At 37.6% G+C, this 24,474-nt stretch carries 25 protein-coding genes; 5 read left to right on the top strand and 20 right to left on the bottom strand.

The genetic code is table 11. The annotated features are described in order from the left end of the window. Positions 1–144: 144 nt before the first annotated feature. From DSM03_RS04340 to DSM03_RS04305, 8 genes are all read right to left on the bottom strand, one after another. Positions 145–471 (bottom strand): hypothetical protein, encoded by a 327-nt coding sequence (locus DSM03_RS04340; RefSeq protein ID WP_128759773.1) that lies wholly within the window; start codon positions 469–471, stop codon positions 145–147. A gap of 66 nt (positions 472–537) precedes the next feature. Beyond that, entirely contained in the window at positions 538–864 is a 327-nt protein-coding gene (locus tag DSM03_RS04335) for a hypothetical protein (protein ID WP_128759772.1), read from the bottom strand. A 245-nt stretch (positions 865–1,109) separates the two neighbouring features. Further along, positions 1,110–1,511: an alternative ribosome rescue aminoacyl-tRNA hydrolase ArfB gene (gene arfB / locus DSM03_RS04330; protein WP_128759771.1), complete on the bottom strand. Its 402-nt coding sequence runs from the start codon at positions 1,509–1,511 to the stop codon at positions 1,110–1,112. Beyond that, positions 1,511–3,055, bottom strand: coding sequence for a DUF4301 family protein (locus DSM03_RS04325; protein ID WP_128759770.1), 1,545 nt, complete (start codon positions 3,053–3,055; stop codon positions 1,511–1,513). Before DSM03_RS04325 ends, arfB begins: the two co-directional genes overlap by 1 nt. Next, positions 3,052–3,612, bottom strand: coding sequence for an AAA family ATPase (locus DSM03_RS04320; protein WP_201740403.1), 561 nt, complete (start codon positions 3,610–3,612; stop codon positions 3,052–3,054). Before DSM03_RS04320 ends, DSM03_RS04325 begins: the two co-directional genes overlap by 4 nt. Then, entirely contained in the window at positions 3,573–4,205 is a 633-nt protein-coding gene (gene pnuC, locus DSM03_RS04315) for a nicotinamide riboside transporter PnuC (protein WP_128759769.1), read from the bottom strand. Before pnuC ends, DSM03_RS04320 begins: the two co-directional genes overlap by 40 nt. A gap of 3 nt (positions 4,206–4,208) precedes the next feature. Beyond that, entirely contained in the window at positions 4,209–4,934 is a 726-nt protein-coding gene (locus tag DSM03_RS04310) for a phosphoglycerol geranylgeranyltransferase (RefSeq protein ID WP_128759768.1), read from the bottom strand. A gap of 1 nt (position 4,935) precedes the next feature. Continuing rightward, complete coding sequence (locus tag DSM03_RS04305; protein WP_128759767.1) at positions 4,936–5,568, bottom strand: 4'-phosphopantetheinyl transferase family protein; 633 nt, start codon at positions 5,566–5,568, stop codon at positions 4,936–4,938. A 57-nt stretch (positions 5,569–5,625) separates the two neighbouring features. Between DSM03_RS04305 and ahcY the strand changes: the two genes are divergently transcribed. Then, positions 5,626–6,942, top strand: coding sequence for an adenosylhomocysteinase (ahcY, locus tag DSM03_RS04300; RefSeq protein ID WP_128759766.1), 1,317 nt, complete (start codon positions 5,626–5,628; stop codon positions 6,940–6,942). 60 nt (positions 6,943–7,002) lie between these two features. Here the strand turns inward: ahcY and DSM03_RS04295 are convergent, their stop codons facing one another. Next, positions 7,003–7,896, bottom strand: a complete 894-nt coding sequence (locus tag DSM03_RS04295) for a hypothetical protein (RefSeq protein ID WP_236638705.1) — start codon at positions 7,894–7,896, stop codon at positions 7,003–7,005. A gap of 29 nt (positions 7,897–7,925) precedes the next feature. Between DSM03_RS04295 and DSM03_RS04290 the strand changes: the two genes are divergently transcribed. Further along, entirely contained in the window at positions 7,926–8,264 is a 339-nt protein-coding gene (locus DSM03_RS04290; protein WP_128759765.1) for a TM2 domain-containing protein, read from the top strand. A 68-nt stretch (positions 8,265–8,332) separates the two neighbouring features. On the opposite strand, the gene DSM03_RS04285 is transcribed toward DSM03_RS04290, so the two are convergent. The 6 genes from DSM03_RS04285 to DSM03_RS04260 all read right to left on the bottom strand — a co-directional run bounded on the left by DSM03_RS04285 (position 8,333) and on the right by DSM03_RS04260 (position 15,598). Further along, positions 8,333–9,355, bottom strand: a complete 1,023-nt coding sequence (locus DSM03_RS04285; protein ID WP_128759764.1) for a phytase — start codon at positions 9,353–9,355, stop codon at positions 8,333–8,335. Between the two features lies 1 nt (position 9,356). Continuing rightward, positions 9,357–12,185: a TonB-dependent receptor gene (locus DSM03_RS04280; RefSeq protein ID WP_201740402.1), complete on the bottom strand. Its 2,829-nt coding sequence runs from the start codon at positions 12,183–12,185 to the stop codon at positions 9,357–9,359. Positions 12,186–12,348: 163 nt separating this feature from the next. After that, a complete protein-coding gene (locus tag DSM03_RS04275; RefSeq protein ID WP_161567050.1) occupies positions 12,349–13,890 on the bottom strand; it encodes a tetratricopeptide repeat protein in 1,542 nt (513 codons plus the stop codon). A 169-nt stretch (positions 13,891–14,059) separates the two neighbouring features. Then, entirely contained in the window at positions 14,060–14,323 is a 264-nt protein-coding gene (gene rpmA / locus DSM03_RS04270) for a 50S ribosomal protein L27 (RefSeq protein WP_073096222.1), read from the bottom strand. 49 nt (positions 14,324–14,372) lie between these two features. After that, on the bottom strand, positions 14,373–15,029 hold the full coding sequence (gene rplU / locus DSM03_RS04265) for a 50S ribosomal protein L21 (RefSeq protein WP_128759762.1): 657 nt from the start codon (positions 15,027–15,029) through the stop codon (positions 14,373–14,375). A gap of 101 nt (positions 15,030–15,130) precedes the next feature. Next, positions 15,131–15,598 (bottom strand): DUF4199 domain-containing protein, encoded by a 468-nt coding sequence (locus tag DSM03_RS04260; RefSeq protein ID WP_128759761.1) that lies wholly within the window; start codon positions 15,596–15,598, stop codon positions 15,131–15,133. A 208-nt stretch (positions 15,599–15,806) separates the two neighbouring features. Between DSM03_RS04260 and DSM03_RS04255 the strand changes: the two genes are divergently transcribed. Together DSM03_RS04255 and DSM03_RS04250 are read left to right on the top strand one after the other, a co-directional pair. Then, on the top strand, positions 15,807–17,126 hold the full coding sequence (locus DSM03_RS04255) for a M16 family metallopeptidase (protein ID WP_128759760.1): 1,320 nt from the start codon (positions 15,807–15,809) through the stop codon (positions 17,124–17,126). Positions 17,127–17,180: 54 nt separating this feature from the next. Next, positions 17,181–19,250 (top strand): M16 family metallopeptidase, encoded by a 2,070-nt coding sequence (locus DSM03_RS04250; protein ID WP_128759759.1) that lies wholly within the window; start codon positions 17,181–17,183, stop codon positions 19,248–19,250. A gap of 32 nt (positions 19,251–19,282) precedes the next feature. Here DSM03_RS04250 and DSM03_RS04245 read toward each other — a convergent pair whose 3' ends face one another. The 5 genes from DSM03_RS04245 to mutY all read right to left on the bottom strand — a co-directional run bounded on the left by DSM03_RS04245 (position 19,283) and on the right by mutY (position 23,881). Beyond that, on the bottom strand, positions 19,283–20,176 hold the full coding sequence (locus DSM03_RS04245; RefSeq protein ID WP_128759758.1) for a DMT family transporter: 894 nt from the start codon (positions 20,174–20,176) through the stop codon (positions 19,283–19,285). Between the two features lie 59 nt (positions 20,177–20,235). Then, a complete protein-coding gene (gldD, locus tag DSM03_RS04240) occupies positions 20,236–20,802 on the bottom strand; it encodes a gliding motility lipoprotein GldD (protein WP_201740401.1) in 567 nt (188 codons plus the stop codon). 18 nt (positions 20,803–20,820) lie between these two features. Beyond that, complete coding sequence (locus DSM03_RS04235; RefSeq protein ID WP_128759757.1) at positions 20,821–22,149, bottom strand: gliding motility-associated protein GldE; 1,329 nt, start codon at positions 22,147–22,149, stop codon at positions 20,821–20,823. Positions 22,150–22,176: 27 nt separating this feature from the next. Beyond that, entirely contained in the window at positions 22,177–22,644 is a 468-nt protein-coding gene (locus DSM03_RS04230; protein WP_128759756.1) for a single-stranded DNA-binding protein, read from the bottom strand. A gap of 142 nt (positions 22,645–22,786) precedes the next feature. Beyond that, positions 22,787–23,881, bottom strand: coding sequence for an A/G-specific adenine glycosylase (gene mutY / locus DSM03_RS04225; RefSeq protein WP_128759755.1), 1,095 nt, complete (start codon positions 23,879–23,881; stop codon positions 22,787–22,789). A gap of 128 nt (positions 23,882–24,009) precedes the next feature. On the opposite strand from mutY, the gene DSM03_RS04220 reads away from it, so the two are divergent. Then, positions 24,010–24,306 (top strand): HU family DNA-binding protein, encoded by a 297-nt coding sequence (locus DSM03_RS04220; protein WP_028376886.1) that lies wholly within the window; start codon positions 24,010–24,012, stop codon positions 24,304–24,306. Positions 24,307–24,474 lie beyond the last annotated feature (168 nt).

Here is a 24,474-nt window from a genome sequence, read left to right as displayed (position 1 = left end):
ATAAACTACCTCGCGGAAAACCTAGGCGTATTAAACCCTTTAGCAGTGTCAATAAAACATAAAAAAGCCCCGATTCTCATCGGGGCTCAATCTTGAATTTTTAACCATTCTATTTATTAAAAATTCAAATTAGGGAAACCTAACCTACTCTTTTGGTTCGATCCACTCACCTGCAGCATTTATATATGCAGTTTCTGGCTCTGCCCCTTCTGTTGCTAATGTCAATTTGAAAGTTTTGTTTTCTGAGTCAACCCAAGCTTCAGTTACATCTGCTCCAGTTTTATCCTCTTCAACTGCTTTCGTCACAGTTACCGGTAAATCTGAAACTTCGATTTTAGTATATCCATCTACCGGAGCTTGTAATTCTGTAGTAGCTTGTGCTACATCTCCTGTGGTTTCTTGAGCTGTTACTCCTTCTGCTGCAAAAAGCATTGTTGCTGCTGCAGCTACGGTCATTACTAGATTTTTCATAACTCTATATTTTGTGCACGCACTGGTGCTTTGATTAAAATTGATTTATTAAAAGGGAGACTCTTTTTATTGAATCTTTACCCATTTACCTTCTTCATTGATGTAAGCCGTTTCTGCTTCTGCACCTTCCGCTTTCAACATCAATTTATAAACACTCAATTCTTCATTGAAATACGCTTCTTCAACTTTAGAACCTGCTTTGTCAGTTGCTACTGCATTAGTAACTGTTTCTGGTAAAGCTGAAGTTTCAATTTTCTCAAAGCCATCCTGTACAGGTGCTTGTACTTCTGTCTCAGTCATTGCTACTTCAGATTCTGTTTCTTGTGCTGTTATATTTTGTGTAGCGAAAAGCATTGTTGCTGCTGCAGCTACGGTCATTACTAGATTTTTCATAATTCTATGTTTTCTTATTTATTGTTATATTTATTTGAGTTGTTTCAGTTACAAACTCTTCTAATCAAATAGCAAAACCGTACCATAGCAACTGTAGCACAGTTCATCCCCATTAAGTAGCTGATTATGGGATGAATAAAGAAATAAGGTGAAAAGTGATTTGTGTAGAAGAAGAGTATATTCCACAAAAAAAGTGTAGAATTTATCTACACTTTATAAAAAATACTCTAAAATATTCAGAATACTTAAAAAGAAGGCGGTTTTCTATTGGCTTTCTTTTCTGCATTTTTCTTTTTAGAATCAAGCCTGCGTCTTTTTGAAGCTAAAGTAGGTTTTGTCTTTTTTCGCTTTTTAGGTTTAATAAGTGCCTTCTCTAGCAAGCGTACTAAGTTTTTAAAAACTTCTTGTTTGTTTTTATGCTGACTGCGACTTTGATCATAAGATAAAACCAATTGATTTTCTGATGTAAATTTTGAAGACAGCCGTTTTTGAAGACGCTCTTTCTGATCTTCATCAAACACAATAGAAGCATCAAGGTCCCAATGCAGCATGACTTTAGTAGAAGTCTTATTTACATGCTGACCACCGGGACCACTGCTGCGCACTGCCCTAAAATTACATTCTGAATACAGCACGTTTTTATCCATTAAGCTTTTGTCTGATGTGATAGTTTTAGTAAATCATTTACTGTTTTAACAGGATTAAAAGTTTCCAAAGGCACTTCAACAAATAAGGTATTCCAGCGTGCCATCGCACCGTTCCACAATCCGGGAAGTTCTAATGCTTTGATTTCGTTTCCTCCATCTGTCTTATAAGCTATAAATGCTAAATCTGGATTTACATAATCAAGTAGATTGTATTTTTCACCTTTATAATTACGTACGCCGGCAACAATATCTACCGGATTGAAGTGTGTTGAATTTTTAAAGATCTCCCCTTGTTTAGCGTCTTTAGTGTTTACCTGTGCACTTTCAATTATTTGCAGGGCTACCTTACCGCTTTCATCTTCAACCCAAAACGGGCCACCTCCGGGCTCACCTTCATTTTTAACCATACCGCAAACACGCATAGGTCTATCTAGTAATTCAGCTAAATAGCTTTTCTTTTCTTCTGTTGAAAAATCTGTATAATCTGAATCGATACGCGTACTGAAATCTTCTTTTAAAAAGGTTACTAACTCCTCAAGCTCGTTTTCAGAAATTGTATTTTTATTTAAAAGTTCTGCATATTTAAATACCTGAGCTTGCTTTTCTAAAAGTAAACCGGCTAAAATACGTTTGCTTCGTGCTAAATTTTGAATCTGATCCTGAACCAAAACATTATCTATATTCTTTATAAAAATCACGTCTGCATCCACATCGTTCAGGTTTTCAATCAATGCCCCGTGACCCCCGGGACGGAACAACAAAGAACCGTCACTCTTGCGATATAATTTATTATCCATAGTAACAGCAACAGTGTCTGTTTCCGGCTTCTGAAACGAATAATCAACATCAAAATTTACTCCTGTTGTATTACTTACTGAAGCGTGGATGGTATCAAATTCTTTAGCGAATGCCTCCTTATGCTCTGGCGAAACGGTAAAATGTAGTGCTGCTTTATCGCTTTTTGCAGCATATGCTGCAGCCTCATGCAAATGCTCTTCAAAAGCTGTTGCTTTATAACATCCGTAATAATGAAATGGGATCAAACCTTTAGGCAAATTACCGTAGTTCTCACCATCTTCACTCATCATTGTTTTGATGAACGCATATTTCTTAGCGTTTTCATCGGCCTTGGTTTTTTCGTCAAGCCCATCTATAATGTGATTGTAAAATGGAAATTTCTCATAACCGGCAAAAAACTTCTTCATGTGGTTATCCCCGGTACGTTCTAGATATTCATCTATTGTTTCTTTAGAAGCATCATAGTCCTCTAAAAACTGATAGATCTTTTTAAACATACGACTGGCAGCACCAGAAGCTGGTGTAAACTTTAGAAGATCGAGTTTTGGTTTTTTATCTTCATAAAAATCTAGAAACTTCAATTCATCTGCTTCAGCAAGTTTAAAAATTCCGTCTGATGTTGTTGCAGGTGCTACTAGTTTAACATTAGGCACCCCATTAACAAAAAGATCAATTTGACTTTCTACCTGTTTTGCAGTTAAGCCGTGATCTTTGATTTCGTTGATTTCTTGGTCTGTAAAATTCAAATTAGTAAAGAATTTAAGTGGTTGGTAATAAATTGTAGTCGCTCTTCTAGACTTCCTTTAACCAAAATGTAGGGGCGATCATTATCAATTAAAGCTTGTCTAAAATACTCGAACATTTCTTCTCGTTGTTCCGGGCGGTCACGTAAATCATCTGCTTGCCAGGGCGTATCTATATACGTTAACAAATAGAGATCATACGTATTGTTTTTTGCAGCATCTACTACTTGAGCATCACACCATCCGTCATAGTATGCCTTGCTGTAAACCTTTGTTTCTAAAAGATCTGTATCACAAAATACTGTTTTTTTTCCGGAATCGACAGCTTCATTTTCCAACTTCATCTGTCCTATGGCGATGGGTAGTATGTCTTGAGGTTCACAAATCTTTTGCTCTTCATCCCATTTCTGCTGAAGGTATTCCCGAGCAAACTCGGGCACACAGGCACCATCGTAATATTCTGAGAGTTTCTTTGAAAGTGTAGTCTTCCCGGTACTTTCGGGACCAAAGAGCACGATTTTTATGCAGTTTCCGGTATGTTGTTGAGGTATTTTTTCCACGCGATAAAGCCATAAATAGCAAGCACAGTAAAAATAAGGTATTGAAAACTGGTAAATGTGAAGCCTTTGTAAAAATATAGGGGAACCGAAATAATATCTCCTATAATCCAATAAATCCAATTTTCAATTTTGCGCTTAGCCATTAACCACATACCTACAAAAAATATGGCTGTTGTAAGTGTGTCTACATAAGCCGTCCAACTATTCCATTTATCAAAGACAGTGTACACAGCAAATACAAAAATGATGGTCGCAATAAAAATAAAAGCAGACCAGAAATGTTCTTTTTTAGTTGTTTTTGAAATAGGCGTCACGTGCTCTGCATCTATTTTACGTGTCCAAACATACCACCCGTAAACACTCATCGAGAAATAATAAGCATTGATCATCATATCACCCAGCAAACCCCATTTTAATAATAAATAGACAAAAATTGAGGTGCTGATCATCCCCGTAGGATATACCCAGATATTATTCTGTTTTGAATACCAGACCGAAAGCAACCCGAAAATAACGCCCACGATCTCAAGAATAATTGATAACGTTTCATAACCTGCATATTGCCCAAAAAAGAAATCTACAATTGAATTCATACGCTAAAATTCACCTTTTTCAAAAGCAGTACCTACAACTACAAGATCTGCGCCCGCCTCGTAAGCTTGCTGAAGCTTTAGGGGAGTTCTGATTCCTCCACCTACAATTAACGGAATAGAGATTGCCGACTTTACCGCCTGAATGATTTCGGTAGAAACCGATTTTAAAGCACCGCTTCCGGCCTCAAGATAAATCAATTTCTTACCAGAATATTCACCGGCAAGTGCTGTGCTTACTATACGTTCAACATCATGTTGTGGCAAAGCCTGTGTGTGACTCACGCGTTCTACAGCAGTTTTTATTCCGCCGTCAATCAAAATATAACCCGTAGGAATAATCTCTAAGTCTGAATGCTGTAACTGTTTTACAGACTTTATTTGTTGCCTTATTAAATACTCTGGGTTCTCTCCAGATAACAGAGTTAAAAAAAGTATTCCGTCTGCTTCTTTTGAAATCTGCTTATAATCGCCTGGAAAAAGAATTACCGGCAAATCTGTATGCTTTTTTAGTATTTGAACGGTAAGTTGTGTTTGAGTCTGCGTTACTGTACTTCCGCCAACAAGAATGTGTGTAGTAAATTCAGGTAAGTGTAATACCTGTTGAATCAAGGTATCTTCAGAATGTTCTTCAGGATCAAAAAGGATGGCAAAACATTTTTTTTGATTCTTTGCAGCTTCCTGCAAGTCTTTATAAATCCGTTTTCCGCTCTGCGTAAATTCATCAATCATATCAAAGCGCTAAAGCATAAACACAGGTAAAACCTTCAAACTCCAGAAAATCAATAGCGTATTTACTTTGATTGCCGTGATAATTGATAATAGCATCCGTTTTATGATCATCAAAATCAAAATCGGTCACATTGATGTGCTGTAAAAAACTAAGTCCTTTAACGCCGTAAATCTTATAAAGCGATTCTTTAGCACCCCAAACAATGGTCAATTTTCTAATAACAGCATCATCATTAGCCAACGTACGGTATTCTTTCAACGGAGTAAAGCGGGATGCAATGCGCAAAATCTTATCGCGTTGCATTTCGATATCTATACCCACCTCAATAGCATCACTTATAATAATTGCGGTAAAATTATAAGAATGGGTGATCGAAATATGTTTACCATCTTGCAAGTGTGGCTTTCCATTTTCGGTATAATACAAATCCTGATCGGTATAACCGGCTTGATGCAAAAGGTGTCTAATACTTAAAAATCCGCGGCGGTGCAGTTCTGACTTCATACTTTCAAAACGGGCTTTGCAATGCGGTGTTAAATTCACATTTTGAGACAACTCCTCAAGAGACTCTTCCACTTTCCAGATGTAAACCTGAGTAGCTGCATTAGGCGTTATAGTTTTGAAAAGTGGCACGTTAAGTAGCTATTATTACGTATTTTTGCAAAAAATAAGAATTGTAAATATAAGATTATGTCAACGAAAACCGTGCAATATGTTCCTTATAAAGTCAGAGATATTTCTTTGGCCGCGTGGGGTAGAAAAGAAATAGAATTAGCTGAAGCAGAGATGCCGGGCCTTATGGCTTTGCGGGAAGAGTATGGTGCTGAACAACCTTTAAAAGGAGCTCGTATTGCAGGATGTCTGCATATGACCATACAAACTGCTGTTTTAATCGAAACACTTGTGGCTCTTGGGGCAGATGTTACCTGGAGTTCTTGTAATATCTTCTCTACTCAGGATCATGCTGCTGCTGCTATTGCTGCTGCCGGAATTCCGGTTTATGCCTGGAAAGGAATGAATGAGGAAGAATTTAACTGGTGTATTGAACAAACCTTATTTTTTGGTGAAGAGCGCGAGCCGTTAAATATGATTCTTGATGACGGTGGAGATTTAACCAATATGGTTCTTGATGAATATCCAGAACTTGCTGCTGCAATCAAAGGTCTTTCTGAAGAAACAACTACAGGAGTTCACCGTTTATACGAACGCATGAATAAGGGTACATTACCTATGCCAGCGATCAATGTAAATGATAGTGTTACTAAGTCTAAGTTTGATAACAAATTTGGCTGTCGCGAAAGTGCTGTAGATGCAATACGTCGTGCGACTGATGTAATGCTTGCAGGTAAGCGCGTTGTAGTTTGCGGTTATGGTGATGTAGGTAAAGGTACCGCTGCTTCATTTAAAGGAGCAGGTTCTATTGTAACAGTAACTGAAATTGATCCTATTTGTGCCTTACAAGCAGCAATGGACGGTTTTGAAGTAAAACGCCTTGAAACAGTACTTGACAAAGCCGATATTGTAATCACAACTACCGGAAACAAAGATATCGTACGTGGAGAGCACTTTAAAGTGATGAAAGATAAAACCATCGTATGTAACATTGGCCACTTTGACAATGAGATTCAAGTTGCCTGGTTAAATGAGAACTACGGAGATACTAAAGACGAGATCAAGCCACAGGTTGATAAATATACGATTGACGGCAAAGACATCATTCTTCTTGCTGAAGGACGTCTGGTAAATTTAGGTTGTGCAACCGGTCACCCTAGTTTTGTAATGAGTAACTCCTTTACAAACCAAACTTTGGCACAAATCGAATTGTGGAAAAACAGCGACAACTATAAAAACGAAGTATATATGCTTCCTAAGCATTTAGATGAAAAAGTTGCCGCTTTACACTTAGAAAAAATAGGTGTTGAACTGACTAAACTCAACGAAGAACAAGCTGAATATATTGGTGTAACGGTTGAAGGACCTTACAAACCGGAGTATTACAGATACTAGTCGAGATCTGAGATTTTAGACTCAAGATATGAGATAAAACCCTCGCAGTGATGCGGGGGTTTATTTTTTTACAATCGTCATTTGTGCTTTTTCACCTTCTTTCAAGTTGGTTATAGTTCGCACAAAATTGCGGCTATCCTCTACTTCCAACCGCACGGTATTAGGTGCTGAAGTACCCTCACTTACTGCTTCGACTCTAATTTGCGTCTGCGGATTTTCTAATTTGAATTCTAAATGTTTTTTCGCGTGTAAAACCGTGTAATTCTCTAATACCGGTTTATCATCAACATACAAATTGATAACATCTCCATCTTCTTTCCCGGCATCGTAGATTGAAAGTTTAATCTTCTGATCCCGAGTAAAAATATTGAGGTTTTCATCTTTAGCGATGATATTCCGTGTTAATGTGTCTAAAACCCGCGCTACCTTGATATTCTTCTTTATAGTATCTGAAAATTTATTAGAACGTTGAATGACCTTGTCTATTTTTTCGACTCGCTTTTTCACTTGCTCCCCAGAATTTACAATGATCATTCCATCGAGGCAGGAAGAACCATCTGCGTAAAGTCCTTTAAAATCACCACTAAAGGCTTTCACTTTATCCAGATTACGCACTTTTCCTTCAAAATTGACAAAGCAGAAATCTTTTTGAACAACTGGTGACTTCGTATAAACGATGTCATACTCATTAAAACTCAGTAGCTTTTTATCTTCATGATAAAAGCCTCTAATGTTAGACTTAGTCTCGTGTTTACCTGCAAAATCTGTAAGTGAATATCCTTGAATAGAATCATTAACCCGGTCAAATAAAACTTTATAACTAATAAACGAAGTATCGTTTAATTTAATAACGCCAAAGAACTCAAACTCCTGTGCTTGTAATGTTGTAGTAAACGTTAAACATATCAAAAACAGGATTACTCGGGAATAGAAGTTTCTCAAAATAGCGTACATTTTGGGTAATTTAATTAACCTTAGATCTTATGAATTTCAAAATTATCTTTTCACTGGCACTTCTGCTAATGATTTCAACAACAACTTTTGCAGGATTTCCTGTTGAGCGTGTTGCAAAAACAACCACTGAAGTAAATGCAGCTTCTGAAGCTTCAAACGAACTTGTTTCTCCTGCTGCTGTTGCTGCAGATCGTCAAACCGTGGCAATTTTGCTTTGGTTATTTTTAGGAGCCTTTGCTGCCCACAGATGGTATCTAGGAAGTCCGATTTTATGGAATATCATCTTTATTTTAACCGCAGGATTCTTTGTTGTAGGTTGGGTTATTGATGGTATCGACATCATTACAGGTAACTATCCTGGATTGTAAGTTTATCAAAACCACAAAAGCCCTGCTGATTGCTCAGCAGGGCTTTTTTATTTAATACCGGCTCTGAATTACTTCAACTTGCCTAAATCATAGTAATAAAACGTACCATCATCATTCATTGCGACAAATAAACCATTTTTAAACGTCTCATTTAATGGCACAGTCACCGCTTCACAACCATCTGTTTCGGTGGTTGCCAAATTCAATATTCTAACCAATTCATTAGTCTTACGATCGTAGATATTAAATTGACCACGCTGCTGATCAGAAACAATGAGCATTCCGCTGCCATCTTCATAGGCCGCGATCGCGATACCTTCTATATCTTCTAAGAAATCTTCCTTACCAAAAGATGCCAGTTGTTCATTTCCTTTAGCAGGCTCTGCGTGATATTTCTTGATGCTTTCTCCTTCGTCAGAATAATACACAAAACCCAGCGCATCATCAACCGCTATCGCTTCGATCTCTTTTTTACCGCTAAAATTCCCAAACTTGCGTACCAGGTCAAAGCTTACCAAACCGTCTGATTTTGATGTGATTTTATATTGGTACAGATAGTTTTCTAACGGACCGGTCTTGCGCCCTACAATCGCATAAAAAGCTCCATCCACAGCAGATTTATACAAACTCACTCCCATTGGATATTGAAATTCCTCATTCGCATCCTCTACAAAAACCGGAAAACCACCGCCATCTAAAGGCTTCATATCAGGCACCGAATAAATGCGTAACATTTTACGCTCTCTTTCGGTAAAAGCAATGATATCAGTCGTTGTAGAATCGGTTACCGGAAACCCATAACGCAAATCAACATTGTTAGGGCGTTTGATGTTAGGAATTGATTTTTCGGGAATAATTTTTCCTTCCAGGTCAAAGGCAAAAATGCCACCGTCTGTATCTTTATCAGTACCAAAAACGATACTTTGTGAAGCATCTTCCGGGTTGATCCAAATGGCAGGATCATCAGTATCATATTTAACATGTTCAGTAATGGTATCGGGTTTGATTTCCGATAGTTGTGATTTTGTATTTCCGCAAGAAAATAAAACCAGTGCCGTGCTGAAACCAGCAATATATTTGAAATTTTTCATTCTAAAATAAATCATATTTTACACCAAAGGTTAAACGTGTGCTATAGTACTCCATTTGCATGGTCCTGTTTTTTACTCCTTGATAATAACGTAGCGGCTGATTGGTAATATTATTTAGATTGGCATAAACCTGAAGGTTCTTTGATAAGAAAACAGTGGCATTAAAGTCTAAGAAAAACTGCTCGTCATAAAAACGATCTTCAAAGGCATTACCCCCTAACTCATCTAAATATGCATCTGCATAATTACTAGAAAGTCTTGCACTAAACCACTTATCTGCATAAGAAATTGACGCATTAAACATATTAGGCGAAGAACCCGGCAAAGCAAGGTCACCACGCATATCCCCATCTTCATTAGTAATACCTTTAGCTTCAGAATTGAGATAGGTATAGTTTAAATAAACTCCGAAGTTTTTAAGAAAACCGGGGAGGAAATCAAGCTGACGCTGAAATGCCACTTCTGCACCAAAAATACGTGCTTTATCTCCGTTTAAAGGCTGAAACAACTCGTAACCCGTGCTTTCTTCTTTTGAAACATTAGTATAGATAAAGTCGTTTAAATCTTTGTAAAATACCCCACCTGAAAGAATACCTACAGAGTTAAAATACTTTTCGGCCATAAAGTCAAAATTCATAGAAGTAGTAGGGTTCAATTGTGGGTTACCCACAGAAACCTCATCATCTTCCCGTTGTCGGTAAGGCACAAGGTCTATATAATTAGGTCGCGCCAAAGTATTTGTCCATGCAAAACGCAGAACTGTATTTTCTGAAGCATTGTATTTAAAATGTACGCCTGGTAGAACATTTGTATATGAACTCTGGTCATTGATCTGGGTCACCGTATCTGGCTCATCAACGTCAAAATTATTACCTGTACTTTCGATTCGTGTATTTTCAACGCGAAGACCTACTAAAACACTCAGTTTATCTGTTAATTTCTGATTAGTCATCACATAACCGGCATATACATTTTCGGTCACATCAAAGTTATCCCCAAGATATTCGTCTGGCACTGCTTCTCCTTCAAAAGCTGCCGTGTCATACAAATCAAGACTTCCTAAAAACTCCGGTGAAGCAAAAATTCCGGGTCTGTATTTTGACCCTGCTAAAAAATCATCCCCATTATAAGCACGCTGATTTACCAATGCCAGGTTGTCTAATGCAGAAGTAAGTGGCGAATACTCAGAGAAGGTGTTGTTTCTATTTTTATTCTTAAACCGGCCGCGTACACCAAACTTTACCGTACCATCGCCATTATTAAAGAAATCTGCAGGCAACTCAAAGTTTGCAAAGAAATTGACATCTTTTTCTTCAGTAAACTGGTATTCTTCGGTTAGTTCATCTAATTCAAACTGCGAAAAATCTTCTGCAGAAACCGGAGTGTGTATAGGCTTACGTGTATCGTTGATCTCATTGTTGATTTCATATTCTGTAGCATAAACTAAATAACGTTCATTAGGACGCTCTTCTGAAGCTTTTGCAAAAGAACCCATCCAGGTGAACTTTAGATTTCCGAACAGGTGATTACCTCCTAAACTGTAGTTCTGCATACGCTGATCTTCCAATCTTCTGTTTTGAATTCTTCCGCCGGGAATACCTCCTTTAGTTTCGCGTTTAACTTCTACCGGAAAACGGGAAGGCGTACCGTTTACGATCTCAAAATCACCTTCGTTGATGTCTTCTGCATCTAAAACCTCTGTCTCATATCGAAATCTATTCTCCCGATCATCACGCCAGTTGTACATCGTTTTTAAATAGATCTCGTTATTGTCGTCAAAGTTGTAATCAAAATTGGCTGAAAAACTACGTCGTACCCGTTGTACCAAATATTTACGGATCTCAAAAACATTGGTATACGGATTAACATCGAGTTCTACTTCTTCGCCAGCAGCATCAGTATAAGCAAAAGCGTCTGTCCACTCTGCCTCTACATTATCACTACCAAAATCATTATCGTTTATAGAAGCTGAAACCATCCAACCGAACTTCTTATTTTTTGAACGGTCCCCCAACAAAAAAGACCCACTCAAAATACGTTTGTCTGTGATAAAATTCACACCAGAACCTCCTGTTGCAGACAACCTAAAATTCTGTGGTGTAGATCGGGTTACCAGGTTTACCGAGCCCCCCAAAGCATCAGCATCCATATCTGGAGTGACTGCTTTGTTCACTTCAATGGTTTGAATCATATCAGAAGGAATAAGGTCCATCTGCACATTGCGGTTATCCCCTTCTGCTGAAGGAATACGGCTTCCGTTTAAAGTAACCGAATTTAATTGTGGCGATAAACCACGCACAATTATATTACGCGCTTCTCCCTGATCCATTTGCATCGTGATACCGGGAATACGCTTAGTTGCGTCGCCAATGTTTGCGTCAGGAAATTTACCTATCTGATCTGTAGAAACAACATTGGTAATATTTACATTGTTTTTTTGTGTATTCAAGGCTCTGGCCTGCCCACCGGCACTAAAGCCAACGATTTGCACATCGTCTAACTGTTTTTCTTCAGAAGCTAACAAAATAGCAACCGAAGTAGTTTTACCTGCAGATACAGTTACCTCTTTATTTATATCGGCAAAACCAAGATATTTTACAGTAAGGGTGTAATTTCCTTCAGGAATTTCTACAAATGTGAATTTCCCATCTTGATTAGAAACAGCACCTTTATTCAAACTTTTGATCATCACCGCGGCTCCTGGAACATTAATCCCGTATTCATCGGTGATTACTCCTTGAATAATACCTTCCTGAGCGTATAAACCGGAGTAATTAAGTGTAAAAAGCAGCGTTACAATAAGCAACTTCAGACTAGTAATTATTTTCATTTTTTTGATGTTTTAATTGAATCAAATGTAGCTGAGCCCTTTAAAAACAGGCTAAACTAAAGTCTAAGAAATTGTAAAGAATCAAGATTTTACGGGCTACAACAAGGCAACAATTACCTAAATTTTACACAGCCCTAACGTTGAGGCAAAAAAGGGAGCTGTTTTATAACTTCAGCATAAAGTTCACGAGCTCATCTGTACTATCAAGCGGTAATTTTTTACGCAGTCGGTAACGGGCCACCCGAACACTGTCTGGAGTAATACGCAGTACCGATGCGATTTCTTTTGAAGAAAGATCAAGCCGAAGCAACATACATAATCGCAGCTCTGTAGCTGTTAATTTTTGAGTGGCAGCTTGATTGAGTCTTTTAGTGAAGCTCGGATGGATCTCTTCAAATAAACTCAAGAATTGATTCCACTCATCATCTTCTAGCAAATGCGCTTTTAAGTCACTTGAAAGTGCAATCAATTTAGCAGGAATGTCCATACGCTTTCTCAAACTCAACTTTTGCAAGGTTCCTGAAACCTCTTCCAGCAATTTATTTTTTTGAGCCAGACTTAAACTGTATTTTGATAGCGTAGCCGTTTTAAGCTGAATTTGATTTTGAAGGTTTTGCTCCTGAGCTGCTTTGGTTTTTAGTTCAGCTTCTAATGCACGCTGTTTATACAACTCAACTTCTAGCCTTGCTCGTCGTTTTCGCTTCTGAAAAGAAAATAGAATGATGCCGCTGCTTATCAAAATGAACAGCAGCAGTAGCATAGCAATAAATTTTACCTGAGAAGTTTCTTGCTCCTGCTCGAGCAATTCTATTCTGGCCTGTTTCTCTTTAGTATCGTAAACGGTTTGTAACGCATTTAGTTGATTGAAGTTTTGCGCGTAAAATTGCTTTTCAACCAAATCCTGATACGCCAATGCATAGAAATGTGCATGTTTATAATCTTCAGCTAAGGCATAAGCTTTTGCAAGATCTTTGTAGGCACTTGCTATCTGATGCGGATTATCATAAGCAAGAGCCAATTCTAAAACTTCTTTGGTTTTTGTTATTGCTTCTTTATACCTCCCCGTTTTTCGGTAAATATCAGCGAGATTATTAAAAGCATTGATCTGAGCCTCATCATCTACCTCTTTAAAAAAGGCATAAGCCTGTTCAAAATAGGTATAGGCTTTGTCATAATCTCCCAGATCTTCATAGATACTGCCTATATTCTCAAGAACTGTAGCTTCTCCACTTAAGTCTTTAAGATCACGATAGATTAGCAGGCTTTGCTGCTGAAAATCAAGTGCTTTTTTCGGTTGATTTTGTTTTTCCGCACAGGTACCGAGCAATTCATAACTTTTAGATTTTAGATTTAAATACGTGTGTTTCTCTGAATGCGAAAGACTGCTGTTTAAAAGATCTGCTGCCTTAGTATAATTATTAAGTGCTATGTAGATCCCGGCCAATTCATTTTTAACCGTTGCCGTAAGCTGACTATTGTGATCTTCGTTTTGAATAAGCGCCGCGTTGTAGTGGTTTACAGCTTCGGTGTAGATCTGAGTTTGTTTGTAAAATCTGGCCAGATCAATATGTGAATTAACTAGTTCTGAAGTATTCTCACCAGACTCAGCAAGCTCTAATCGGTTTTTATACACATAGAAAACTGAATCTTTAAAAGCCTCAAACTTTTCTTCAGGATTATTTTGAGCCCAAATCGGGAGACTCATCAAAAAAAACATAAAAGCTAATCCAAAATACTTCAACTAAAGCTCCGTTTAGTTGAGCAATATACCGGTCTAATATTACCTGAGTATTAGCTAAATTTTAAATTTAAAAACAAAAAAACCCATCATCTCAAATTGAGATGATGGGTTTTTTATATTTATTACGTAAATCTTAAGCTTCTGCAGCAGGAACTATAGATACGTAAGACTTGTTGTCTTTCTTTTTAGTAAACTTAACAACACCGTCTACTTTTGCATGTAAGGTATGATCTTTACCACCATAAACATTATCACCTGGGTGATGTGTGTTACCACGTTGTCTAACAATGATATTACCAGCAACAGCAGCCTGACCACCAAAAATCTTAACACCTAGACGTTTCGATTCTGATTCTCTACCGTTTTTAGAACTACCTACTCCTTTTTTGTGAGCCATCTTATTCTAGTTTTATGGTTATACTTAACGTAATCAAATAATCTAAGGATTATTTTTCGATCCCGCCGTCTAAATTATCTTGTAATTCTTTAAGCTCATCCCATTTACCTTCTGCAGCTAAAGCAGCTTGCTTTGGCCAAGTATCGGTAACTAAGTGACTTAATCTAGAGCTTGCCTCAGAAAGAACTTCGCTCAATTTCTCTGGAGAAGTTTTTGCAACTTTAGCAAAAGTGTCAATACCTGCAGCTACTAATGCTTCAGCAGCTTTTGGTCCAGCACCTTCGATCTTTTTAAGATCATCTCCTTTTGATGAAGCTTTTGCTTTTTTAGCCTTTGGGGCTTCAGCTTTTGCTTCTTCTTTTTTCTCAGCTTTAGGAGCCGCTTTTTTGCCTCCTTTTAAAGAAATATCGCCAATTACAATCTCGGTTAAAGATTGACGGTGACCATTTTTCTTCTTATAGCCTTTACGTCTTTTCTTTTTGAAAACAATTACTTTGTCTCCTTTTAAATGACGTGAAATTTTTGCTCCTACTAGAGCACCTTCTATAGCCGGGGCGCCTAAAGTGATGTTGTCACCGTCACCTGTCAAAAGAACTTTATCGAAAGAAACATCGTCTCCTTCTTCTCCTGCCAAGCGGTTAACAAAAACCTTCTGGTCTTTTGCAACTTTAAATTGCTGCCCTGCTATCTCTACAATTGCGTACATAGCGTAATGATTAAAAATAGTTTTTAAAATCTTAAACCTTGTGATTTAAGAGGGCGCAAATATACAGCTATTTACTTACAATACAAATGTATGATGAAAAATTAAGCCTGTGAAGTTTTATGCTTTTTCTTGGTGTTCCAGCTCGGCTTAAATAATTGCATAAAACTGAGCGTAAGCACTATACTCGTAGCAAAGCCCATAATGCCAACCACAAAGATCACACTACCTAAACTCGTGTTGTATGTAGTCTCCCAAGCAGCAATCATATTACTTAGAAATTCAGGATTCAAATTACCAGCATATAATGCGAAGAACGCAGTGAATAAAATTGTTGAAACAAAACCCGTAACAACACCTACAGAAAAACCATCGCCATATTCAAAATCTTTGCCTTTACTAAGCTTATAGTATTTGATAGCTTCATAGATACCAAAGCCTGTAATAACGCCATTAAACAGACTGAATATAGGATTTGTATGCAGCCCAAAAAGAGCCAGTACTAAAAAATAAGCAATAAGACCCGCAGTAATTGCGATGCCAAAACGTATAGGAAGTGCGACTTTAAGCATAATTGTAAATTTTTGATTACTCTTAAAGTTCTCAATTAAAATGTTGTATGTCAGCTAAAAAGCTGTTAAAAATTAAGTCTGTTTCTAAAATATAAAATATTTTGACTATTATAACTTAGGGTAATTTATTATCAATTAACAGATTGATACTGTAACAATATCATCTTACACACTACTTATACGAGTAACTAAAACAAAAACTATATACATGAAAAAGACTCTTTTTTCAATTGCTTCAATTTTAGCTTTGAGCTTTACTGCTACCGCTCAGGAAGTAGAATTTGAAGAATATGATTTAGACAACGGTCTTCACGTAATCTTACATCAAGATAATACGGCTCCCGTTGTCACTACAGCAGTTATGTATCACGTAGGTGGTAAAGATCGAGAAGATGGCCGTACGGGTTTTGCTCACTTTTTTGAACACTTACTTTTTGAAGGAACCGAAAATATAGAGAACGGTAAATGGTTTGAGATCGTAAGTTCTAATGGCGGAACCAACAATGCTAATACTTCTCAAGACCGCACGTATTATTACGAAGTTTTCCCATCTAATAATTTAGAATTGGGATTGTGGATGGAATCGGAGCGTATGCTTCACCCTATTATCAAACAAGACGGTGTAGATACTCAGAACGAAGTTGTAAAAGAAGAGCGTCGCTTGCGTTATGACAACTCTCCTTATGGTCAATTTCTATTTGCGATCAGCGAGCAGCTTTTTGAAAACCATCCCTACAAAGATCCAAACGTAGGCTACATGGAAGATCTTGATGCAGCGTCTCTTGAAGAGTTTCAGGCGTATTTTGACAAATATTACAAACCGAGTAATGCTGCATTGGTAGTTGCTGGCGATATTGATATCTCAAAAACCAAAAAGATGATTCAGGATTATTTTGGTCCTATTCCAAGTGGCCCTACTCTTGAACGCAGCTATCCTCAGGAAGCTCCTATAACTGAAGCTAAAAGAAGTCAGTTTTACGACTCTAACATTCAGGTACCGGCTATTCTTACCGCTTACCGCACACCGGGTTACGGAAGCCGTGACGCTTATGTATTAAACATGATCTCTTCTTATTTAAGCGATGGAAAAAGCTCTAAGCTTTATAAGAAAATGGTTGACGAAGAGAAAAAAGCACTACAAATTGGGGCAATCAATCTGGAGCAAGAAGATTATGGAATGTATATCATTTACGGTCTTCCTTTAGGTGAAACCAGCCTCGAAACTTTATTAGAAGGGATGGAAGAAGAAATCGCAAAATTACGCAGCACGTTGATTTCTGAAAGTGACTATGAGAAACTTCAAAATAAGGCTGAAACTAATTTTGTGAATTCAAACTCAAGCGTAGAAGGTATTGCAAACACACTTGCCAGAGATTACATGCTTTATGATGACACCAACCTCATTAACACCGAAATAGATATTTACCGCTCTATCACACGTGAAGAGATCAAAGAGGTTGCAAATAAATATCTAAAACCTAATCAACGTGTAGAAGTAGAATACCTTCCTAAAAAAGAAGAGCAATAGCCTGTTGTTTTCAAAACAAGAAACCATCAGAAAACTAAAATAAAATACATTTAGATGAAAAAAATATTCTTTAGCTTACTACTTATCTGCAGCTTAGGCGCAGTAGCACAAGTAGATCGCAGCACGCAACCTAAAGCAGGTCCAGCTCCCGAAATCAACCTGAGTGAACCACAAACTTTTACGCTTAAAAACGGACTTAAAGTTATTGTTGTTGAGAACCATAAATTACCTCGTGTAGCTTACACTCTTACGCTAGACAACCCACCAATCGCCGAAAACGACAAAGTAGGGGCAGCAGCACTTTCTGGTGCATTATTAGGTAAAGGCTCAACAAGTATCAGCAAAGACGATTATAATGAAGAGGTAGACTATATGGGGGCTCGTGTCAACTTTGGCTCTCAATATGCTTCTGCTAGTGGACTTTCACAGTATTCAGATCGAATTCTTGAACTTCTTGCAGATGCAGCGATCAACCCTAATTTTACTCAGGAAGAATTTGAAAAGGAGCAAAACATTTTAATCGAAGGTTTAAAGACTAATGAGAAAAGTGTTGAAGCAGCAGCAGGTACCGTAAGCCGCGCTTTGCTTTACGGTAAAGATCATCCTAAGGGGGAATTTGAAACTCCAGAAGCTGTAGAAAAAGTGACTCTTGCTGATGCAAAAGCATTTTACAATAAAGCTTTTATACCTAACAACGCGTATTTGGTAGTTGTGGGTGATGTTGATTTTAAAGACATTAAGAAAGAAGTTTCTAAAAACTTTAAAGACTGGAAAAAAGGAACTGATCTAAGCAACACCTTTAAAGCACCAGAAAACGTTACCACTACAGAAATCGATTTTGTAGACATGCCTAACGCAGTACAGTCTCAAGTAATCGTAGAGAATTTGGTAGAACTTAAAATGAGTGATCCAGATTATTTCCCGGTGTTGATGGCCAATCAGATTCTGGGTGGCGGTGGAGAAGGACGCTTATTCTTAAATCTTAGAGAAGATAAAGGCTATACCTATGGGGCTTATTCTAGTATGAACAATGACAAGTACGGTAAGACCTCTTTTAACGCTTCAGCAAGCGTGAGAAATATGGTGACAGACAGCTCTGTAGTTGCCTTTCTTGAAGAAATTGACAGAATACGTCAGGAACCCGTTACTGAAAAGGATCTTAAAAATGCAAAAGCTAAATATATAGGTAGCTTTGTACGCTCTCTGGAGCAGCCAAGCACTGTAGCTCGTTTTGCTTTAAATATTGAAACCGAAAATCTTCCAAAAGATTTTTATCAAAACTATTTAAGCAAGATAAATGCTGTTACTATTCAAGATGTGCAACGTGTAGCCAAGAAGTATTTCTTATCAGACAATGCGCGCATCGTCATCGCCGGAAAAGGAAGCGAAGTACTTGATAATCTTGAAAAAGTACAATTTAAAGGAAAAACCATTCCTGTAAAATATTACGATAAAGAAGCTAATGCTATTGAAAAACCAGAATATGAAGTAGCCATGCCAGAAGGTGTTACTGCAGCAACTGTTTTCAACAACTATATTGAAGCTATAGGTGGTAAAGACGCTATTGAGGGAATCAAATCTATCGTGATGATGGGCGAAGGGAGCGTTCAGGGAACTCCTTTAAAATTGACTATTAAGAAAACTACAAAAGATCAATTCTTACAGGAAATCTCGGTTATGGGTAATGTGATGTCTAAGCAGGTTTTAAACGGTGACACCGCTTCTATTTCTGCACAAGGACAAACAATTACACCTTCTGAAGAGCAAATTGCAGCACTTAAAAAAGAAGCTGCAATCATCCCGGAACTCGATATGATGAATGATGCTTCAGTAAAGCTCGAGAGAGTTGAAAAAGTAGATGGCGAAAATGCATATGTAATCGCTTTAACCGATACTAAAAAAGCATTCTACGCTACTGAAAGTGGTTTAAAATTAAAAGAAGAGACTACTCAGGAAATGCAAGGACAAACTTTTGTTCAAACGGTTGTGTATGATGACTACAAAGCTGCAGGAGCAATTCTTGTTCCTTATAAATTATCTCAGTCTATGGGGCCTCAAAATATTGAGTTTACCTTTACTGAAATTAAAGTAAATGAAGGCGTAAGCGACGCTGATTTTCAATAAACTTTAAGCACTTACTTATACCAAAGGCCGACTTAACCGTCGGTCTTTTTTTGTTTTCTGTTGGCGTTAACAAGGTAAACACCCGTTAGGATCACGAAGGCTCCTAATAGATGAATCAAAGTCAAACGCTCACCATCGAGTAATCCCCAGAATATACCCACGATAGGAATCAAATAGGTGACAGAAGTAGAAAAAACCGCTGAAGAAATTTGAACCAATTTATTGAATAAAATTTTAGCCAAAGCCGTACCAAAGAAAGCCAGCACTGCGATATAAATAAGTGATTCGGTAATTACAGGATCTTCAACATCAACGGTCATCCCGCCGGAGAAATAAAGCACAAGTATTGCCGGAATCAGCATCACAGCAAAATTCCCGACTGCAATTCCCAGTGATGATAACTCTTGAAGTTTTGATTTTAAAATATTGGCATTTCCAGCATAACATAATGCCGCTACAACTACTAAACCGGAAAACATATAGTTCTGCTCAGGATTTACCTCAGCACCCTGAAAGATTAATATTCCGGCCCCCAACAAACCCAACAATACACCCAGCACCTGATTTCCATTAAATGGAATTTTAAAGATCAGATAACCTAAGAATATCGTGAATAGTGGAACCAGTGAATTCAATATTGAAGCAATACTGCTGTCAATTTGGGTTTCGGCAAAAGCAAATAGAAAAACCGGCAAAAATGTTCCCAGCAGGGCACTCAATGCCACCCAGCACCATTTCTCTTTTGGGATCTTGAATAGAGTTCTAAAACCCATTATAAATAAAAAGATCGTGGTAAACACAATTCTAAATGCTCCTAATTGCAACGGACTTAAACCTACTAATCCTTTCTTGATAAGAATATAAGAAGTTCCCCAAATAAGCGATAAAATAAAAAGGTACACCCACTTTTTAGTATTGTTTTGCATAGCACATATTGAGCCTGCAAAATTGTAATTAAAAAATAGAATAGAAGATGAATATAGACTTATTTCTTCCAGCGAAGACTCTCCATCAAGTGCCGGATATCTGTCTTTAAATACGCTGCTGCAGGCAAAATACTGTCGTAATTAGGCGTCACATTAAAGTAAATAGAACCCGTTATAAAATACGAAGTGCTGTCTGTCACATAAAACTGAGACTGAGAAGCAGCATTGCCCGCAACGTCATAAAACATCCCATACACCTTATGCTCGGGGTTGATGTATTTTTCTTCGACTATATTATCTGCTTTGATCACATGCTCGTAGGTAAGCTTCTGCGCATCGGTAAGCAATTGCTTGATGTTACCATCCACATTTCGGTACGTAAGATACAAGGCACCATCCATATCAGGATATTCTAAAATCGCAGAACAATCGCTTTTGTAACGCACAACTGCTCTGGTATTTTTCATAAATTCATACGGACAGTCTTCACTTCCGTAAGGCGTATACTCAGGTGCACTGTAGTTTAGCGCTAAAAAAGCATTGGGTTTAGGCAGCACATCATCTTTACAAGAACCGAAACTCGTAAGCACCAAAAAAAGCACGAATGTGAAGCTGAAATTTTTCAATTGAAATTAGAATTTGTGCTAGTCGAGATCTTTGATCGTAAGCTTGATTTGCTTAATACGCTTCTGATCGATCACTTCAATGGTAAACGCGTAATGTTCAAAATTTAGTATCTCATTTTTCCTAGGAAATCCTTTTGAAATCTCGAGAAGAAAACCGGCTAAAGTCTCTGCCTCTCCCTTATTCTCTTCAAAAGCTGAGTTATCATCAAGCCTGATAACCTTATAGAAATCCTTTAATGAAGTCTTCCCTTCAAAAATATAATTGTTATCGTCTAGCTTAGAAAAGATGATATCCTCATCATCAAACTCGTCACTGATGTCGCCCACGATTTCTTCAATGATGTCTTCCATAGAGATCAATCCGCTCGTACCACCATACTCATCAACTACAATTGCCAGGTGATTACGCTTATCTTTAAACTCGTTAAGTAAATCGTCTAGCTTTTTATTTTCGGGCACAAAATAAGGATCCCGCAAAAGACTTGTCCACTCAAAATCTTCTTTATCTATATGCGGAAGCAAATCTTTCACATATAAGATACCGGCGATATTATCTATATTTTCGGTAAAAACAGGAATTCGAGAATAGCCATTTTCAATAACGAGAGGAATAATTTCTGCATAAGTAAGCTCTTGATTGAGCGCAAAAATATCCATGCGCGGCTTCATAACCTGTTTGGTATCGGTATTACCAAAACTCACAATCCCCTTTAAAATTTTTTGCTCTTCTACAGAGGTATCTTCTTCACTGGTAAGTTCTAACGCCTGCCCCAGTTGATCTATACTAATATTTGCTTTTTGCTTACCAAATTTATCCTGCAACAATAATGTAACTGCCCGCATAGGAGTACTTAATGGCGAAATGATAAAATCTAAAACCAACATCGGATACGCCATTTTCCCTGAAAACTCTACCTTATTCCTGTTAGCATACACTTTCGGTAAAATTTCACCAAACATTAATATCAAGAAGGTCACTGCAACAACTTCTACCAGAAAACGCAGATTAATGATCCACAACTGGTATTTCTCAAGACCTGAAAACAGCGTCTCCCCCAGATTGGCAAAAATGAGAACAATTGCAATATTGATAAAGTTATTGGCAACAAGAATGGTAGCGAGAAGTTTCTTAGGCTTTTCTAGTAGGCGTACAACCAGATTTTGTTGTCGGGTCTGCTTCTCTACATCGAGCTCTAGATCTGATGGTGTAAGGGCAAAAAAAGCAACCTCAGTACCACTTATAAGCGCAGAACAAACCAGTAAAATAAGAACGGCAATGATTTCTACAACCGTAGTTACAGAAAAACCTTGCTGAATAATTAATAAACTTGGGGGGTCAGGATCCAATGAAATTAATTTAGTTGGTAGGTATTATTAAAATGGTAAATCATCTTCCTCTTCATCATCGTAAGCAGGAGACACAGGAGACGGACTCGCCTTTGGGGTTGCTGGTGTAGCAGATTTTTGTGCAGGTTGCGCACCTTCCTGCGGCATTCCACTGGCGTCTTTTGGTGTTAAGAATGTAAAGTCTGTACATTGTATTTCTGTACTATACCGTTCTGTACCAGACTCATCTTGCCACTTACGGGTTTTAATACGTCCCTCTACATAGACTTTATCACCCTTTTTTAAATATTTTTCGCAAATTTCTGCGCCCTTGTTACGCACAACAACATTGTGCCACTCGGTATTACTCACACGCTCACCGGTAGTTCTGTTTGTATACGTTTCATTTGTAGCAAGCGGAAAACGCCCTATAGCGCCACCACCCTCAAAATAGTGCATCTTTACATCATCACCCGTGTGCCCTATGAGCATTACTTTATTTAACGTACCAGACATATTCTCTATATTTTAAAGGTCAAAAGTAACTAAAATTAAGGAGTTGCTCAACTAAAAACAAGTTAACCCTCACAATAAAGAAACACGCAGTATAGCAGATTTAAAGCAAACTAACTTAAGGCAAATACCCCAGTATTTATTCTTAGCCTACAGAAACAAAATCTTTATAATCAAACCCTTCCATAAAACGATCTATAACACGAGGTACTGCATAATTCTCAAAATCTTCAAAAGAAATGGTTTTAAGACCTGATTTATGTTTCAATTTTATTACCCAAAACTTAACGTGAAGCTTTTGATGCGATAATTTGTGAATAACAGGATCTTGCTGTTGTAAGATTATATCAATCACAGGAAGCGCTGCAAATACAACCGGCGCTGTCTCTCCTGTAATCTTCAGATCTTTTACGCTCTCGCGGAAATCTTCTTCCGGCAAATCTGCCGCGGTCTCTAATAAAGGAAAATCAAACAGTCCACGCCAGATCCCTTTATCTTCACGTTGATTCAATACTGTTTCTCCTTCCCGAGTTATAAATAGAAGATAATTGAAAAAACGATTCTTCACTTTGATCTTTCCTTTCTTCACCGGAAACTTATCGATTTTCCCTTGCTGAAAAGCCACACAATCTTCACTAAAAGGACAATGCAAACAATACGGATTTTTGGGCTTGCACTGCGTAGCTCCAAATTCCATAATCGCCTGATTAAAATTTGCAGCATCATCAGGATCTATTAGCTCCTGAGCTAAGGCTTTAAATTCTTTTTTACCCGGTGTACTGTCTATAGGAGTGTCTATCCCAAAAATTCGAGAAAGCACGCGATAGACATTACCATCTACTACAGCCGCAGCTTCATCAAAGCAAATAGATGCAATTGCACTTGCGGTATAATCTCCTACTCCCTTTAGTTTCTTTATTTCAGAATAGGTATCGGGGAATTTTCCATCCAGTTCATAAGCAACCATTTTTGCAGTTGCGTGCAGGTTACGTGCCCGTGAATAATAGCCCAGTCCTTGCCAAAGTTTTAAAACTTCATCTTCATGAGCATCAGCTAGCGCTTTTATGTCAGAAAAAGCCTCCGTAAACTTAAAATAGTAGGGGGTTCCCTGCTCAACTCGCGTTTGTTGAAGTATAATTTCTGATAGCCAAATGCGATACGGGTCATTAATTTGCCGCCAAGGCAGCTCCCGCTTGTTTTGTAAATACCAGTGTATGAGTTTTTTAGAAAAGTTTAACACAAAAAATACCTTTTGGTCAATTTATGCGTTTATCTAGTTATATTTTAATCTTTTACGTTTGAAATATTGATTTAATAATGTGTATATTTGCACCCTTGAAAATTTTTAACCCCCTAAAATAACAAGTAATGACAAAAGCAGATATTGTTGCCAAAATTTCTGAAAAACTAGGAATTGAAAAAAACGATGTACAAGCAACTGTTGAAACTTTCATGACAGAGGTAAAAAACTCTTTAGAAAGCGGAGACAACGTTTACCTAAGAGGTTTTGGAAGTTTTATCATTAAAACACGTGCTGAGAAAACCGGCCGTAACATTTCTAAGAACACTACTATAAAGATACCTGCACATAACATTCCTGCTTTTAAACCGGCTAAGGTTTTTGTAGAAGGCGTTAAGTCTAATGTATCTGTAGACGAAAACTAACTATTAATTTTAAATTGAGCTCTTATGCCAAGTGGTAAGAAAAGAAAAAGACACAAGGTAGCGACGCACAAGCGTAAAAAACGCCGTCGTGCTAACCGTCACAAAAAGAAAAAGTAGTCTAGTACTACTTTTTTCTTTTATTATACCGTTAGTATAATAAAACGTTCA

This window comes from Leeuwenhoekiella aestuarii, from assembly GCF_004104055.1.
GTDB classification, from domain to species: Bacteria; Bacteroidota; Bacteroidia; order Flavobacteriales; family Flavobacteriaceae; genus Leeuwenhoekiella; species Leeuwenhoekiella aestuarii.
This window is presented reverse-complemented; position numbering and strand designations above follow the sequence as displayed.